This is a genomic window from Ralstonia flaminis (assembly GCF_958415495.1).
Lineage (GTDB): Bacteria > Pseudomonadota > Gammaproteobacteria > Burkholderiales > Burkholderiaceae > Ralstonia > Ralstonia flaminis.
Genome location: NZ_CATZLL010000029.1, coordinates 1 through 15,851, shown reverse-complemented (window position 1 = coordinate 15,851; position 15,851 = coordinate 1). Strand labels below are relative to the sequence as shown.

Annotated in this window: 13 protein-coding genes and 2 pseudogenes; 3 read left to right on the top strand and 12 right to left on the bottom strand. The window is 60.2% G+C overall.

Annotated elements, in window-relative coordinates; translation table 11 throughout:
* A pseudogene (locus tag R2N11_RS26165) lies at window positions 1-1,534 on the bottom strand (hypothetical protein); the annotation flags it as partial.
* A gap of 90 nt (window positions 1,535-1,624) precedes the next feature.
* Window positions 1,625-1,753: pseudogene (locus tag R2N11_RS26445) on the bottom strand (ESPR domain-containing protein); the annotation flags it as partial.
* A gap of 726 nt (window positions 1,754-2,479) precedes the next feature.
* On the opposite strand from R2N11_RS26445, the gene R2N11_RS26160 reads away from it, so the two are divergent.
* Together R2N11_RS26160 and R2N11_RS26155 are read left to right on the top strand one after the other, a co-directional pair.
* Window positions 2,480-2,668, top strand: a complete 189-nt coding sequence (locus R2N11_RS26160) for a hypothetical protein (protein WP_316682944.1) — start codon at window positions 2,480-2,482, stop codon at window positions 2,666-2,668.
* A complete protein-coding gene (locus R2N11_RS26155; RefSeq protein ID WP_316682943.1) occupies window positions 2,665-2,964 on the top strand; it encodes a DUF7696 family protein in 300 nt (99 codons plus the stop codon). The genes R2N11_RS26160 and R2N11_RS26155 overlap by 4 nt, the downstream gene beginning before the upstream one ends.
* A gap of 46 nt (window positions 2,965-3,010) precedes the next feature.
* On the opposite strand, the gene R2N11_RS26150 is transcribed toward R2N11_RS26155, so the two are convergent.
* From R2N11_RS26150 to cyoA, 8 genes are all read right to left on the bottom strand, one after another.
* Window positions 3,011-3,730, bottom strand: a complete 720-nt coding sequence (locus R2N11_RS26150; RefSeq protein WP_316682942.1) for a response regulator transcription factor — start codon at window positions 3,728-3,730, stop codon at window positions 3,011-3,013.
* A 533-nt stretch (window positions 3,731-4,263) separates the two neighbouring features.
* Entirely contained in the window at window positions 4,264-5,190 is a 927-nt protein-coding gene (locus tag R2N11_RS26145) for a LysR family transcriptional regulator (RefSeq protein ID WP_316682941.1), read from the bottom strand.
* Between the two features lie 229 nt (window positions 5,191-5,419).
* On the bottom strand, window positions 5,420-6,820 hold the full coding sequence (locus R2N11_RS26140; RefSeq protein ID WP_316682940.1) for a hypothetical protein: 1,401 nt from the start codon (window positions 6,818-6,820) through the stop codon (window positions 5,420-5,422).
* Between the two features lie 17 nt (window positions 6,821-6,837).
* The gene (locus R2N11_RS26135; RefSeq protein ID WP_316682939.1) at window positions 6,838-7,719 is read right to left on the bottom strand and encodes a putative bifunctional diguanylate cyclase/phosphodiesterase; all 882 of its coding nucleotides are present in this window, start codon (window positions 7,717-7,719) and stop codon (window positions 6,838-6,840) included.
* A 589-nt stretch (window positions 7,720-8,308) separates the two neighbouring features.
* A complete protein-coding gene (gene cyoD / locus R2N11_RS26130) occupies window positions 8,309-8,695 on the bottom strand; it encodes a cytochrome o ubiquinol oxidase subunit IV (protein WP_316682938.1) in 387 nt (128 codons plus the stop codon).
* Window positions 8,692-9,336: a cytochrome o ubiquinol oxidase subunit III gene (gene cyoC, locus R2N11_RS26125; RefSeq protein WP_316682937.1), complete on the bottom strand. Its 645-nt coding sequence runs from the start codon at window positions 9,334-9,336 to the stop codon at window positions 8,692-8,694. Before cyoC ends, cyoD begins: the two co-directional genes overlap by 4 nt.
* A gap of 2 nt (window positions 9,337-9,338) precedes the next feature.
* Entirely contained in the window at window positions 9,339-11,315 is a 1,977-nt protein-coding gene (gene cyoB, locus R2N11_RS26120) for a cytochrome o ubiquinol oxidase subunit I (protein ID WP_316682936.1), read from the bottom strand.
* A gap of 3 nt (window positions 11,316-11,318) precedes the next feature.
* Window positions 11,319-12,314, bottom strand: a complete 996-nt coding sequence (cyoA, locus tag R2N11_RS26115) for a ubiquinol oxidase subunit II (RefSeq protein ID WP_430715481.1) — start codon at window positions 12,312-12,314, stop codon at window positions 11,319-11,321.
* A gap of 213 nt (window positions 12,315-12,527) precedes the next feature.
* Here cyoA and R2N11_RS26110 point away from each other — a divergent pair, with 213 nt between their 5' ends.
* Window positions 12,528-13,916, top strand: a complete 1,389-nt coding sequence (locus tag R2N11_RS26110) for an aminotransferase-like domain-containing protein (RefSeq protein WP_430715482.1) — start codon at window positions 12,528-12,530, stop codon at window positions 13,914-13,916.
* Here R2N11_RS26110 and R2N11_RS26105 read toward each other — a convergent pair.
* The gene (locus R2N11_RS26105) at window positions 13,870-15,018 is read right to left on the bottom strand and encodes a 3-deoxy-7-phosphoheptulonate synthase (protein WP_316682946.1); all 1,149 of its coding nucleotides are present in this window, start codon (window positions 15,016-15,018) and stop codon (window positions 13,870-13,872) included. The two genes, R2N11_RS26110 and R2N11_RS26105, sit on opposite strands and share 47 nt — an antisense overlap.
* Before the next feature lie 207 nt (window positions 15,019-15,225).
* A complete protein-coding gene (locus R2N11_RS26100) occupies window positions 15,226-15,558 on the bottom strand; it encodes a CREC-EF hand family protein (RefSeq protein ID WP_316682933.1) in 333 nt (110 codons plus the stop codon).
* Window positions 15,559-15,851 lie beyond the last annotated feature (293 nt).

Here is a 15,851-nt window from a genome sequence, read left to right as displayed (position 1 = left end):
TCAAGCCAGTGGAAAGCGAGTTCACGCCGCTTTGCGCGGTGCTGATGCCGGTCGAGGCCGAGGTCGACAGCGACGTCACCGTGCTATTGGTCGTGCTCAGGCCCGTGCTCAGCGACGCGACATTGCTATTCGTGGTGCTCAAGCCGGTGGAAAGCGAGTTCACGCCACTCTGCGCCGTGCTGATGCCGGTCGAGGCTGACGTCGACAGCGACGCCAGTTGACTGCCGTTAACCGCGTCGGTGCTCGTCGCGTTCACCGCGCCCGCCGCCACGTTCGTCAGCGTCACCGGTGCGCTGGCTCCAACACCGCCCAGCGTCACCTTCGTGTGCGTGCTGTCGTCGTACAGCACAGCACTGGCAATGCTCGTGGACAGCGAACTGATCCCCGTCGATGTCGAAGTTGACAGCGACGCCAGCGCAACGTTGGTCGTGCTCAGACCTGTGCTCAGCGATGTGACATTACTGTTCGTCGTGCTCAGGCCGGTCGACAACGAGTTCACGCCACTCTGCGCCGTGCTGATGCCCGTCGAAGCCGAGGTCGACAGCGACGTCACCGTGCTGTTGGTGGTGCTCAGGCCTGTGCTCAGCGACACGACATTGCTATTCGTTGCGCTCAAGCCCGTCGACAGCGAGTTCACACCGCTCTGCGCCGTGCTGATGCCGGTCGAAGCCGAGGTCGACAGCGACGTCACCGTGCTGTTGGTGGTACTCAGGCCCGTGCTCAGCGACGCGACGTTGCTATTCGTGGTGCTCAAGCCCGTCGACAACGAGTTCACGCCACTCTGCGCCGTGCTGATGCCGGTCGAGGCTGATGTCGACAGCGACGTCACCGCGCTGTTTGTCGTGCTCAGGGCCGTGCTCAGCGACGTCACCCCGCTTTGCGCCGTGCTGATCCCAGTTGACGCGGATGTGGACAACGAAGCGATCGAACTGTTCGTTGTGCTCAGGCCAATGTAGAGCTGACTTCCGTTGATGGCGTCCGTGCTGGTTGCGGAAATTCGACCCGCAGCGACATTGGTGATTTGGCGCTCGTTGCCCGCGCTGCCAACGCTGACCACACCGACTGGGGTCGCACCAGCAAATCCACTATATGTTTGTGTTCCTACCGTCGCGCTGGCTGTGGCCACTGCCGCCGCCGTTACTGCGCCATCTCCCAGTGCAACGCTGTGGTCGGTCGCTGCCTGAGCATTCCATCCCAGTGCCACGGCGTTCACCCCAGTTGCCGTGGCAACCGGCCCAACTGCAACGGAATTTTGAGAGCCGCCCGCGTTCGCTTTCAAACCGATTGCGACGCTTCCCACAGCAGTTGCAGTTGCATCCTCGCCAAAAGCTGAAGCGTTCTGCCCAGCCTTTGCCGCATACCCAAATGCGGTGGCCCCGGCTGCAGTTGCTGTCGTATTGAAGCCAAAGAGGGTAACGCCGTTATAGCCGCCGCCGTTAGCCCCGCAGCCTGTCACTGAGGAGTAATAGCCATTGCCATCAGTAGTGGTACCAATTGTGGGGGTGACACCATCTGGTCCGGCACCTGAGCCCGTTGTTCCAGCGCCAGGGCACGTTGCCCCGCTGGTCGCACTCGTATTAACAGGCGCGAATATCGTCGCATGCGCCCCACCCGACACCAGGCCAATCAGCACCGCCGCAGCGCCTCTGGCCAGCCCGCCCTTGCTGCGCTTCCCCCGGGCAGACTGCACTTCCGACACAGCCACCCAAGCGCCAAGCGCCTCACTCCAGATGCTTTTGTAAGTCTTGTTCATACTGATCCCTCTTTTTCTTGGCGCGAGCAGGTTGGTCAGAAAAGCAAGGCATGCAGTGCGTGCAGCGCACGTGTCCAGGTGATGAGATTCACCAGGGTGAGTGCTGCAATCAAAGGCATACGATGGTTGCGGGGACAAATGCGCCGCCCGCCCGCGTTTTGCACGTCGGACACGATGTCAAAGGCGAGTTGCTAAATCCCGATCTGTTGACCATCGTGCCCCGGCGTGGCCAGGGGAATAAAAACTCCTGTGTCCGGATCCCAGCGCCTCAAAGCGAGAACAAGAGCCCGGTTGTAACTGGAGGTGTGTCAGCCTGGTTGCGTCCTCCCGTATCTGGCGCAGCAACGCCGTGAAGCAGGCATTGATCAAACGGCCGTCTGCTGCGGCACGACCAAAAACAACTGTGTCTGCCTTTTTCTGTAAGGCAACGCTCAGCGTGTGCGAAGGACAACAGCACCGCCAGAACTTGCTCTGAAAGCCGGCCCGCGGCCGCTACTGCTCGGCATCGTTTTGACAAACAACCGGTGCCAACCACCACTCACATGACGCGTAGTCAGCACGGGTTCGCGCCCTCTCGCCGCAAAAACGGTTCTGCTGTGAAGGCTCCAAACATCCCAATGCGCTGAGTCACCCGACCGTGCAAATCGCGCCGTAACAGTCATTTTTTTCCTGGCCAGTTTGTCGACCTACTATCCGCCCAGACCTCGCAACACACGGATCGGTGCTTTGAAGACAATCACGTTCGCTTTCGGATTGATGCTCGGTGGCTTCTTGGCCATTGCCGCTTCCGTACTCATCAATCGGCACTGCCCGGGGATCGTTTGCAAAGAAATTCTGCGGTTCATGCTGATCTTTGGGACGGTCATCATGCTGGCGGGACTGGGCGCAAGGATTGGCATCTGGCTCGGCGAATGAACGGTCTGCTCAACGTCATCCATCAAAAGGTTTCTGTCATGGTGTCGCGCGCCGACATTCAGCTCGCTCTCAACGATTTTCTGGCTGAGCGCAAAGCCGCCTGCTCAACGCACCGCGGTAGCTGGCTGCGCCTTTGCGAAACCGTGCATGTCGCAAGCCTGCAGGACAGTGATCGCGCGAGGTACCTGGTGCGTGTCGTCAATCAGCGCGGCGCCGACATTGCACTGGACCTTCGGCTCGGAGCGGAACAGCTCATCGCCCAAGTCACCCGCCAGTTGGGCGAGCAGGCACACTGACGAGCCCGGCCTCTAGCTCTCGCGGCGCGCACACGTGCGCTTGCACCTAATGGCCGTCGCGCATCTGCCCCTCTTCCGCACTCAACTGCGTGAGGCGGAATCCGTGGGAATAGACATTCACCAGTCGGAACCCGTGCTCCGGTTTGATGAGCATCTTGGTCCGCACGCGCGAGACATGCGTGTCCAGCGTTCTTGAATCTGGACCAATGACGCGCCCCCACACGGCCTTCTCGATGACATCCCTCGGCACCAGTCGTCCGAGATTGCCGAACAAGTACAGCGCGACCTCGAACTCTTTGGGAGCCAGGCCAACGTCAACACCGCGCAAGCGTGCCGTCTTTGTGATTGAGTCCAGGCTGTAAGGTCCGAGCTGCATGACAGGATCGTCAGCGCGGTCTGACGGGTAAGCGCGTCGAAGCAGCGCCACAATCCTGGCCGCCAATTCCGCGGAGCGAATGGGCTTTGAAACGTAATCGTCGGCCCCGGCATTGAGTGCCCCCACCAGACTGTCTTCAGACAGGCACGAGGTCAGGAACATGACCGGTACGTTCAACCCGACAGTCCGCCGAATCCACACCACCAGTTCATCGCCGCTTAAATCCGGAAGATTCTTGTCCAGTATGAATAGATCAAAGGATTGATCTCTTAATGCACGGATTAGCGATAGCCCGTTTGAAAAACACTCGCACGCATGTGAAGTGGATTGGACGATCTTGTAGACCAACGCGGCCTGGTCTCCGTTGTCTTCCACCAAAGCAATCTTCATACTTACCTCACCACCATCTACGGCTTCAAATCGCGCGCTGACGCAACTTGCTGATGCATCGCCATCGGCGATTCAACGTCAAACAAAATCAACGGCCTCTTCATCAGAAAATCCGATGGCCGTACCCCGTATACGTGACAAATAAAACAATGCTAAATTGGAGGCACTTATTTAATTCCAATACCCGAATCTGGGTGCTATCTTTGAGACGGTGCCCCGCGAGGCAAATCTACCAAGACGGTTTCGAAGCCACAAGATAAGATGCTTTTATTAATATAAATACATATTATTATTGACATCATTCCTATAATCGATCTCCAGATTTTCATGGTGCCTTGCCTGGCGTAGCCACGCCTCCTCCACCTGAAGTTCTGGAGACGGCAGACACGGAGAAAGCCGGCGACGCCGCCACCCGAAGGCGGGTCGCCATGAAGAAATCGAAGCTCGCAGACAAGCCAGGCGGCTCAGTGGAGGAGGTATGCAGTAAGAGCGGCTGCTCGCGAGCGCCGCTCTACATGTGGAAGGGGAAAGGATCAGGCGGTCAAAGCGTCGCGCTCAACGAACGGCACTTCCTCGGCCACCTCTTCGAACATTGCGAGAAGCGCCTCGGCATCATCCGACAGACGATGGTCGCGCCGCGTCAGCAGATAGGCGGACATGCTGACCCCTTCTACGTCCAGCGGAATCGTCACAAGACCGTGACTCTCCATCTTCAGTTTGAACGTTGGGTACTGAACAGGAGCGATCAGGTCCGCCTCCTGCAGCAGGAGCGTCGCTGCTGAGACCGTCAGGCAACGAGAGACCCGCGGCGTTTGCAATCCAATGAACTCGAAGTACTGCGTGAACGCTCGGTCGGTGTCATCGCCCACCTCACAGGGCAGCAACCATTCCTCATCGGTCAATGCATCCATACGGCGCTCGTGAACCCGGGGGTGGGAAGGCCTGGCAACCAACACCACAGGCATCGAGAACAGCCGCCTTGCCTCCACAAAATCCGGGAATTTCGTTGCCCTCTGCCCCGTGACAATCGCGAAGTCCATGGCGTTTTCGAACAACCGGCCCAACGCGGAGGAAAAGCTGGTTTGATAGAAGGACAGCAACGCACCGCGCCCCTCTCTCCGATACGCACTGAAGACCCTCTGCAACATGGAGCACTCTGCCAATTCAGACAGCCCCACCACGACACTCCCCGCCTGCTCGCCCCGCATTTCCAGCAGCTCGTCCTCGGCGCGCTTCATATCCGCCGTAATGGATTTCGCGCGACGATAGAAAACCGCGCCGTAAGACGTCAGCTTCACGCCCTTTACCGATCGCAGCAGTAGCGGCACGCCCAGCGTCTTTTCCAGCTCGCGCATGCTTGCAGTGATCGCGGGCTGTGTCACGCCCAGTGCGCGAGCGGCACCATGGATGCTGCCTTGTGTCACCACGCTCAGGAAAACATGCAATTGCTGCAAGGTCATGGCTCATCCCCGGTGATTCCAAACTGCCGTCTCCATACTAGTATCGGCACCGGGTCGTGCCACACGAGCTTTCCTGCGCGAAATTTTCACCCCCGCCGGCCGCAATCGAGGCCGCACTCCCGTATCAGTACCAACCGCCCCGCCGTATGCGCTGTCGCTCACACCCACGCTGAACTTGATCTTCGCAGTCACCCTCGTAATCGACCCGGTAAATGCGCAATCAATCACTTTAACGAGGATGGCTGCCGACGCTTTTGATGCTCGAAACCAACTTGAATACCAGCGTGCCCCAATCGCCCATCGTGTCGGGCCTGAGCACGTTCAGTGATGGGTACCAAGGTGTCGTGTCCACACTGTGTTCGTAGCGCCAATCGGTGCATCGCGCATTCAGCAGCAGATAGCCAGGCTTGTTGAGTGCCCCTGCGGCATGGGTGAGAACCCCATCGTTTCCAATAAAGCCATCTAGCTGATCGATGATCCCAATGACTTGTGCAAGGCTGGTCTGCGACGGCAGAACCGTGCAGCGCCCAGGGTCTTTCGAGTACGGTCCGTCAGCCCAAGACACCCCTTGGTATCCGCGTTGCATGACGACCCAATGGATGTCATCAGAAGCCTCCCACAATGGGGCGAGATGCTCATGGTGCAAGCTCCTGTGGGCATACAGGTTGTTTGATTCGCACGACGACCAGAAGATGCCGACGCATCGTCTACCTTGTGCGCGTTTGCGTATTTCGCTCAGAATGCGCGCAACTTCAGGATCGCTGGATGGCTCGATGTATCGACCGGTAGCGCCGTAACCAAGAACGGGAAATAGCGATGTGAATAGCGTGAACGGCGTGGTCCACATGTGTGCATCGTTACGTCCAACGACGAAATCGGCGGACGTTAGCTGCCGAGCAAGCTGGTGATCGTGATCATTGATCTGGCAATCGCCTGAGAGCCCATCGAACTGAACGTCCCAGTCGATCTCAGTGCCCAGCGCCTTCAAGGCGCGCGCGTACCGAACCCATTGGATGAAGTCACCAAACCCGCTTGAAAACCCCTTGATGGTCAACTGCCGTGGCAGCTCGCGCTGCCCATCCCAGTAACGCCCGACATCCTGTGTTGGCCACAGTTCAGCAACCGCCTGCGGACTGCAATAGGCTCGATGAAAGGAATGGACACCAGCGGCGATACCTCGGCTGCGCATCATGCTACGGGCGCGAACGTGCTCGCTCATGCAAGAGGCGGGAACGGAGGCGTCACGCTGCACACTCAGCACGCTCTCATCCTCGCCAAGATAGTGGTGGCCGTACAGCCGCACGTAATAGGAAGCCTCGCCAGGAAGATCCGCCTTGGACGCCAGCGTCTCGAGTGCAGAGAGGCCAATGTCTTTGATGCCCAGATGGGCGCAGATGTCTGCGAGGCAATGAAAGTGCATGCCAAAAGCACCCGCCTCTCGGGTGAGCTTGAAGCAGATGTCCAGCGCTTTTAGAAGTTGGTTTGACCGGTAATACATCTGGGCCAGCCAATACCAGTACTCCGCGCTACCTTTATCGGCATCATGGCGCGATGCGAGGAATGCATTGCAGGCATCAATGTGACCGCCGAGCAGCGCCGCTTGCAATTGGTCGTAGCTATCTACGTTCATGCGTGACTCTTCAGCGCTCAACGAACTGAATGATTCTTTCGCAAGAGCGAGCCCAGCCAACTGAACCATGCCGGCGGCGCCCCCCGCGCTTGGCTCAATGCATGCGCCGCCGACCACGAGTGGACGTCATCAGCACGCATGGGGTGGCCAAAGAAATAGCCTTGCGCCATATCGCATCCCATCGCCCGTAGCAGGTCCGCCACCTCTTTGGTTTCCACCCCTTCCGCCACCACTCGCATGCCGAAGTCGTGCGCAAGCCGGATGGTCCAAGCCACGATCCTTTGGTCTGCCCTATTGCTACTCAATGCCGTAATAAATGACCGATCGATCTTGAGCACATTTACTGGCAGCATCTTCAGGTAGGCGAGCGAGGCATAGCCTGCGCCAAAGTCATCAATGGAAAGCCGGACCCCAAGGTCCTGGAGCAGCAGCAATCGCTTGAGCACGGTGGATGAGTCTTGTATGAGTGCCCCCTCCGTGATCTCCAGCTCGATCAACTCCGGATTGATTTCAAATTCATCGAGGATCCCCCTGACCTCGCTCACGAAACCGGGCACGGCAAGATTTCGCACACTCACGTTGATCGACAGTGATGTGCGGAACCCATTCCGGCACCACGTCTGCAGTTGGGAGAACGCACTCCTCATCACCCATCGCGTGAATGGATGAATCAGCTCAGTCTCCTCCGCAATCCGGACAAAGACGTCTGGCGAAATTTGTCCGCGCTCAGGATGCGTCCATCGCGTAAGCACTTCAAAACCTTCGCTCCTTCCGTCGGCGAGTCTCACCTTGGGTTGGAACATCAGCGAGAGTTGCCCGTTCTCGATAGCCTTTTCAAGATCCTTTTGATAGATCGAACCGACGCCGCGCTCTGCAATGTCGTGAGACATGATCTGCATCTTTCACCCCGATTTCCTGACGCTTATGGCAGTCCGTCGCAGGTTATCGGAGAGCGTGTCGGCAGCAAAAAACAATCGTTACGCCGGCCCGCACCAGCTTAGCGGCGAGGGCGCCACGCAGTGGCTACCACACGACACGAGAGCACAATGCAGACATCGATAGAGCCGCGTGGGAACCCACCAGTCGGCCCGCTATAGGCCACGAGGCCGTCTGCGCTTCCCTGAAATCAAGGGGCGTTGGGGCGCGATGGCAAGCCGCTGGCTAGCCATTGCAATGGAATTGCCGGTATGTCCAAGCCGGGCAACACGGCCGAACAAAAAAAAAGCGCCAGGCGGACGGGAGGTCGCCTGGCGCAACGCGGGTGTCGAGGTTCCGGGGAAGTGGAGCGCGTGGAACCCCGACGAAAAAACGATAACGTAATCAGCGCGAGGTACTGTGTCTAACTGTATCTCGCGATCACGTAGATGCCCCCGCGCGTTTCTCGCAATCCTTGTTTGATGCCGCAGCAGCGGATTGATTTGCACATACGGTCAGTGGCAAGCCATCTCCTCGCCAAAGCGCGAAGCCGTGCCCTCGCCGTGCACTCCATCAGTCCTTCGCGCGTGCACGCTCGACTGACATATTGGTCGGCATCATGTTGAGGTTGGCGTTGTGCATCACCCATAGCGACCCGCCGACCACGATCACGATCAGCAGCACTGTGCAGATGAAGATGCCAGCATTGCTACGCTGGCCCGGCTTGAAACCCAGATGCAGGAAGAACGCCAACTGGACCAGTAGTTGCGCCACACACAGCCCGACGATCGCCGCCATGGTCGTGGCCGACGACAGCCCTCCGTGCATGACCACGCCGAACGCCGCGGCGGTCATCGCGACGGACAAGATCAGCCCGAAGATATAGCTGCGCAGGCTGCCGTGCACGGCAGGCGTATCGGCATGCCGCACGTGAGTGACATGCAGTTGGGACGTGCTCATGCGAACTCCCGGAGGTAGACAAAGGTAAATACGCAGATCCAGACCAGATCCAGGAAGTGCCAGAACAGGCTCAGACATGCCAACCGGCGACGCGTGACACTGTCCAGACCGAAGCGCTGCACCTGGTGGACCATCACGAGAATCCACAGCAAGCCGAACGACACGTGCAGGCCATGCGTGCCGACCAGTGTGAAGAACGCCGACAGATACGCGCTCACGCCGGGGCCCGCACCCTCATGCAGCAGGTGTGTGAACTCGTACAGCTCCATGCCGACGAAGGCCGCGCCCAGCACGAAGGTGGCCAGCAGCCAACGGACCACGCGGCCGCGGGCGGCCTCGCTCTGGTCGAGCATGGCGACGCCGAACGTGAAGCTGCTGACCAGCAGCAGCATGGTTTCGGCAAACACAAAGGGCAGCTCGAAAAGCTGGCGTCCGCTGGGACCGCCGGCGGTGCTCTCCGACAGCACGCCGAAGGTGGCGAACAGCACGGCGAAGATCAGGCAATCGCTCATCAGGTACAGCCAGAAGCCCAGCGTGGTGTTGGTGCTGGCGTCGTGATGGGCGTGATCGTGCGCGTGCGCGTGGGTGTGGGCGGTGCCTTGCCCGGCCGCGCCGACGTTGGGGGCGAGTGAAGCAGTCATGTTCAGGCAGCGTTCTGCAGTTGGACGTAGCGGGCGCGCTCGATGCGCTCGACCTCGGCGGCCGGCACGTAGTAGTCGGTGTCGCGGTCGTAGCTGCGCAGGATGAAGGTCGCGATGGCGCCAACCAGGCCGGCAATCGCAATCGCCCACATGTGCCAGACCACCGCGAAGCTCAGCAACAGGCCGAAGCACGAGACGATGAAGCCCGACGCCGTGTTGCGCGGCATATGGATGTCTTCGTAACGATCCGGCTGCTTCCAGGCCTTGCCGGATTCCTTGTCGTCCCAGTGCTGCTCGAGTGACGTGATGGTCGGGACATGCGCGAAGTTGTAGAACGGCGCCGGCGACGCGGTCGACCACTCCAGGCTGCGAGCATCCCACGGGTCACCGGTGAGGTCGCGGTTCTGATTGCGGTCGCGGATGCTCACCACCAGTTGCACCAGCATGGCGAGGATGCCCATGCCAATGACAGCCGCGCCCACCAGCGCCACCACAAGGTACGGATGCCAGTCGACGTTGGCATAGTGGTTCATCCGGCGCGTCATGCCCTTGAAGCCGAGCACGTACAGCGGCATAAAGGCCAGGAAGAAGCCCACCAGCCAGCACCAGAATGAAATCTTGCCCCAGCGCTCGTTGAGCGTGAAACCGAACACCTTCGGGAACCAGAAGCTGATCCCGGCCAAGCAGCCGAACACGACGCCGCCGATGATCACGTTGTGGAAGTGCGCCACCAGGAACAGGCTGTTGTGCAGCACGAAGTCAGCACCGGGCACGGCCAGCAGCACGCCGGTCATGCCGCCCACGGCAAACGTCACCATGAAGCCGATGGTCCACAGCGTTGCGGAGTGATAGCGGATGCGGCCGCGATACATCGTGAAGAGCCAGTTGAACAGCTTCACGCCAGTGGGGATCGAGATGATCGACGTCATGATCCCAAAGAAGGCGTTGACGTTGGCCCCTGAGCCCATGGTGAAGAAGTGGTGCAACCACACGAAGAACGACAGCACGCCGATCGACGAGGTGGCGTACACCATCGACTTGTAGCCGAACAGCGGCTTGCGCGAGAAGGTGGCGATGATCTCCGAGAACGCGCCGAAGGCCGGCAGGATCAGCACATAGACCTCGGGGTGTCCCCACACCCAGATCAGGTTCACGTACATCATGGCGTTGCCGCCCAGCTCGTTGGTGAAGAAGTGCATGCCGAGCACGCGGTCAGCAGTGAGCAGCGCGAGCGTAGCAGTCAGCACCGGGAAGATCGCCAGGATCAGGATATTGGTGATCAGCGCCGTCCAGGTAAACACCGGCATTTTCATCAAGCCCATCGTTGGCGCGCGCATGCGCAGGATGGTGACGATGAAGTTGATGCCCGTAAGCGTGGTGCCCAGGCCTGATATCTGCAATGACCAGATGTAGTAGTCGACCCCGGGTGTCGGGCTGTATCCCAGCTCGGACAACGGCGGATAGGCCACCCACCCCGTGGCGGCAAAGTCGCCAACGAACATCGACAGCATGACCAGCACCGCGCCCATGGCCGAGAGCCAGAAGCTCAGCGAGTTGACGAATGGGAAGGCCACATCGCGCGCGCCAATCTGCAGCGGAACGATCACGTTCATCAGACCCAGCACCAGCGGCGTGGCCACGAAGAAGATCATGATCACGCCGTGTGCGGTGAAGATCTGGTCGTAGTGGTGTGGGGGCAGGTACCCTGCGGCGTCACCGTAGGCGATCGCCTGCTGGGCGCGCATCATGATGGCATCGGCAAAGCCACGCAGCAGCATGATCAACGCCATGATGATGTACATGACGCCGATCTTCTTGTGGTCGACCGAGCAGATCCACTCGGTCCACAGGTACTTCCATTTGCCGAAGTACGTGATGGCCGCCACCAGTGCGGCGCCGCCGAGCAGCACCGCAACCATCACAACCATGATGATGGGCTCGTGCAGCGGGATGGCTTGAAGATTGAGTTTTCCTAGCATGACTTATTGCTCCGTGCGGGAGACGGACGCCGGCGCGGCGGGCCTGGCGGCCAGCAGGGCTTCCGAGCCATCTGCGCGGCAGACCTGGCCGTTGGCCAGCATGTATTTGTCGACGACACCGTCGAACAGCCGCGGGGCGACGGCGCCATACAGCGTGACCGGGTCTTTGCTGCTGGGTTGTTCGAGCGTGCGATAGGCGTTGCGGTCGAGCACCTTGCCGGAGGCCTTCGCCCGGCTGACCCACGCATCGAACTCCGCGCGCGAGGTGGCGAGGGTCTTGAAGTGCATGTCGGAGAAGCCCGCGCCGCTGTAGGCGGCCGACTGGCCGAGATAGGTGCCGGGGTGGTCAGCAATCAGGTGCAGGCGCGTCTGCATGCCGGCCATGGTGTAGACCATGCTGCCGAGCTGCGGCACGAAGAACGCGTTCATCATCGACTCCGACGTCAGACGGAAATTGATCGGCGTGCCGGTCGGGATGGCCAGCTCGTTGAGCGACGCCACGCCGTACTGCGGATAGATGAACAACCACTTCCAGTTCAGCGCGATGACGTCCACCTCGACCGGCTCGACCTGCCCGGCCAGCGGTTGGTACGGATCCAGCTTGTGCGTGGTGTCCCAGATCAGCACACCCAGGCAGGCGACGATCAGGCATGGGATGCCCCACACCACCACTTCAATGGCAGTCGAATGCGACCACTTGGGCGCGTAGGTGGCGCGCGTGTTGGATTCGCGGTACCGCCAGGCAAACCACAGCGTGAGCACGATGACCGGAATGACCACCAGCAGCATCACGCCCAGGGAGACCAGGATCAGCGTTTTTTCCTGCTCGCCGACGCTGCCCTTGGGCGACAGCAGTTCGAGCGTGCATCCGCTCATGAGCGTGCTCGCCAGGATGCCGAGCGCGAGCGCGCCGAACCGGCGCGGGGATGTCAAAGCCTGTCTTGGGGGGCGCACAGGACTTGGGGGCTCGCCTGTGCGCCAAGCGATCGAATTGTTCATCTTCGGATGACCTGAGTTGTGACCCGCCACCAGGCATCCCGACTCCGGAAGCTTCGCGTACACGCACTGGCTGCGCTTGCCCGCAATCGTGAATTGCAGCTGAGCGCCCTGCTGATGCCGATACCGCTGAATGTATGGATTCCTGTGGCGATGTCTGGCATGCTAATCGAAGACAAAACCCATACAAGAACGTAATTTTCGACGATGAAATCCATGCAAGATGCGGCCGATGCTCCTACGGGCCAATGGGCATTGCGAATCACCCCAGGGCGTGGAGCCCGGTATCAGCAGATCGTCAACTACATCGAGCAGGCCATTGGTGACGGACGGCTGCGCCCGGGCGACCGCGTGCCGCCGCAACGCGATCTGGCCAAGGCGCTTGGCGTCGACCTGACCACCGTCACACGGGCATATGCCGAGGCCAAGCGGCGCAACCTGGTCGACGCCAAGGGCGCGCTCGGCACCTTCATCGCCGCGCCACGGGCCGAGCTTGCCGCCGTGGTCGACATGAGCATGAACGTGCCGCCTCCGCCCGCACAGGTCGACTTTGACGACATGCTGCGTCGCGGGCTCTCCCAGGTTCTGCTGCGCAGTGACCCGCATCTGCTGATGACGTATCACCTGGGCGGCGGAAGTCCTGCGGACCGAGTCGCGGGTGCGCGCTGGCTCGGGCAGATGATGGGCCCGGTCGAACCGTCCAGAGTCGTGGTGTGTCCAGGAGCGCAGGCGGCACTTGCCGCGCTCATCCAGAGCCTGACGCGTCCTGGGGATGGCATCGCGGCCGAGCCCCTCGCTTACCCCGGACTGCGCTCGGCAGCGCTGCAGCTCGATCGCAAGGTAGTGCCGATCGAATGCGATGCCGCCGGAATGCGGCCGGACGCGCTGGCGGACGCGTGCGCCGCTGGTGTCAGGCTGATCTACCTGAACCCGACCATGCAAAACCCGACCACGCACACCATGCCGATGTCGCGCCGCAAGGAAATCACACGGGTTGCGGCGAAACACAAGGCGCGGATCATCGAGGACGACCCCTACTGGCTGCTGTCGACCGACGCACCGCCGCCTATCGCCAGCATTGCGCCCGAACTGACCTGCTACGTGGCGACGCTGTCGAAAACGTTGAGCCCGGGTTTGCGCACCGCCTACGTGCTGTTGCCTGAAGATGGAGTGACCGGCGAGGGATTCCTTGCCGCGCTGCGCTCGTTCGCACTCATGTCGATGCCGCTGGCCGTGGCCTTGTCGACGCAATGGATCCATGACGGCTCGGCACAGACACTGCTCGAAGGCATCCGCACCGAAGCTCGCGCACGGAAAGACATTGCAAACCGGTGGTTGAGCGGCATCGGACAACTGCCGCCGACGGGCATCCACGTCTGGCATACGCTTCCCGATCACTGGTCGGCAGAACAACTGACCAAAGCCGCCTTGGCGGAGGCCCTGCGGGTGACGCCGTCGGATGTTTTCTACAATGGCCCAACGCCGCCCAATGCGATTCGTATCTCCCTGGGCGGCGTACAGGACAAGGCCGAACTGTCGCTTGCGCTGCGCAAACTCGCTACTTTGCTTGAGCGCCGGCCTGCCTATCACCAAGTCGTGGTCTAGCCCTCACCGCGGCAGCCAGCGCCTCCAGCAATGGTTCAGTCTGAGACCAGCCAAGGCAAGCGTCCGTAATAGACACGCCACGCTGCAGCGGCACGCCAGGTTTAAGGTCCTGACGCCCCTCCTCCAAATGGCTCTCGATCATGACACCGATGATGCGCCGCTCGCCCGCGGACAGTTGATGCGCCACGTCATGCCCGACTTCGATCTGGCGCGCGTGCGACTTGCCTGAATTTGCATGCGAACAGTCGACCATGACCTGCTCCGGCAGACTCGCGGCCCGGAGAATGGCGCAGCAGTCCTCAATGGACGCAGCATCGTAGTTCGGCCCTTTTTTACCGCCCCGCAGAATGACATGGGCATCGCTGTTGCCACGCGTCTCGAAAATCGCGGCCATGCCCATCTTCGTCATGCCCATGAACGAGTGGCTGGCACGCGCGGCCAGAATCGCGTCCGCCGCGATCTGGACACCACCATCGGTGCCATTCTTGAATCCGATGGGGCAACTCAGCCCGGAGGCAAGCTGCCGATGGCTCTGGCTTTCAGTCGTCCGTGCGCCAATCGCGCCCCATGCAATCAGGTCTGCGATGTACTGCGGGCTCAACAGGTCGAGAAACTCGGTGGCAACGGGCAGCCCCATCGCATTGACCTCCAAAAGGAGTTCGCGCGCGCGGCGCAGCCCTTCATTGATGCGAAAACTGCCGTCGAGCCGAGGATCATTGATGTAGCCCTTCCAGCCAACGGTTGTCCTCGGTTTTTCAAAGTACACGCGCATGACGATCAACAGATCGTCGCGCAGGCGCTGTGCTGCGGTTTTCAGCCGATGTGCGTATTCGATGGCCTGGTCGTGATCGTGGATCGAGCACGGACCTACCACAGCGATCAGGCGATCGTCCCGGCCTCGCAGGACGTTGGTGATGGCCGCGCGACTCGCCTCGACATGGGTTTGCACATCGGGTGATACAGGCAGTTCATCGAGCAAGAGCGCCGGAGAAATAAGCGGCCGGACAGCACCAATCCGGACATCGTCGATACGGGTCGTGTCCTGGGTGGCGTCTGCCACCCCAACCTCTTGGTCATGCTGGGGATTGTCGATACGAATCATCATCGTCACCTGTTGCATCATTTCTGTCACCCCGCATGGTGCAGGAAATTGGCGGCAGAAGGGATGACAATGCTTAACCTAACGATACGATGACCAGTTCGGGCGCTGTCGGTGCTATTCGTCTACTGTGCGCTAGACGCTTGGGGATATTGAGTACGGCCCGATCACCCAACCACCAGGCCGCTTGCTCAAATGCGGGTATCGCTATCAGTTCCAGACAGGATTGTCCTTCTGCTCCTGCGCCCCGGAGACCTTGGACCAATAGGCACCGATTTGGCGCTGCGTGACATAGCCACGCTTTCTGATGTCGATCTTGTCGAAATTTTCATAGACGCGCGGCATACCTGCCTTGGCCTCCTCGCGCGTCAACTTGCCATCGTGATTGGTGTCGGCGGCCTTGAAACGTTCCGCGATTTTGGCCTTCGCCTCCTTGAGGCTCCACTGCATTGGTTCTTGCTCAGTTTGCTGTTGCGCACTCGTGTTTGTGCATACGAATGCCGCCATGATGACCAGGCCGGCACAGGACTTACGCAGAATCATGGTTCGATCTCCTCAAGGATTCTTGTGTTGGCCCCAGCCGCCTAGTCATTCCGGTAACACCGGACACGAAGCGCTCGTGGGGCCAAGCTCACTCTAGGTCACGTGAGGAATAACGCCAAACGTTAGATGTGCAATCCGATGACTGCGGATCCGCTTACCCGCTATCAACATGCCATGCTGCACAATCCGAGGTAAGCACCCGGTGAACCCGTCTTGAAGGGGACCCGCGTAGCAAGGAGCATCGTGTCCATCTAGTTCTAGGTGGACACGTGGACACTATCGAAGAGAGCGCG

What these genes read in the sequence shown, in the direction of transcription:
- R2N11_RS26155 (WP_316682943.1), top strand. Translation starts at nt 2,665, where the DNA reads ATGAACGGTCTGCTCAACGTCATCCATCAAAAGGTTTCTGTCATGGTG.
- R2N11_RS26140 (WP_316682940.1), bottom strand. Translation starts at nt 6,820, where the DNA reads ATGAACGTAGATAGCTACGACCAATTGCAAGCGGCGCTGCTCGGCGGT.
- R2N11_RS26145 (WP_316682941.1), bottom strand. Translation starts at nt 5,190, where the DNA reads ATGACCTTGCAGCAATTGCATGTTTTCCTGAGCGTGGTGACACAAGGC.
- cyoC (WP_316682937.1), bottom strand. Translation starts at nt 9,336, where the DNA reads ATGACTGCTTCACTCGCCCCCAACGTCGGCGCGGCCGGGCAAGGCACC.
- cyoB (WP_316682936.1), bottom strand. Translation starts at nt 11,315, where the DNA reads ATGCTAGGAAAACTCAATCTTCAAGCCATCCCGCTGCACGAGCCCATC.
- R2N11_RS26110 (WP_430715482.1), top strand. Translation starts at nt 12,528, where the DNA reads ATGCAAGATGCGGCCGATGCTCCTACGGGCCAATGGGCATTGCGAATC.
- cyoA (WP_430715481.1), bottom strand. Translation starts at nt 12,314, where the DNA reads ATGAACAATTCGATCGCTTGGCGCACAGGCGAGCCCCCAAGTCCTGTG.
- R2N11_RS26135 (WP_316682939.1), bottom strand. Translation starts at nt 7,719, where the DNA reads ATGCAGATCATGTCTCACGACATTGCAGAGCGCGGCGTCGGTTCGATC.
- R2N11_RS26100 (WP_316682933.1), bottom strand. Translation starts at nt 15,558, where the DNA reads ATGATTCTGCGTAAGTCCTGTGCCGGCCTGGTCATCATGGCGGCATTC.
- R2N11_RS26105 (WP_316682946.1), bottom strand. Translation starts at nt 15,018, where the DNA reads ATGATTCGTATCGACAATCCCCAGCATGACCAAGAGGTTGGGGTGGCA.
- R2N11_RS26150 (WP_316682942.1), bottom strand. Translation starts at nt 3,730, where the DNA reads ATGAAGATTGCTTTGGTGGAAGACAACGGAGACCAGGCCGCGTTGGTC.
- cyoD (WP_316682938.1), bottom strand. Translation starts at nt 8,695, where the DNA reads ATGAGCACGTCCCAACTGCATGTCACTCACGTGCGGCATGCCGATACG.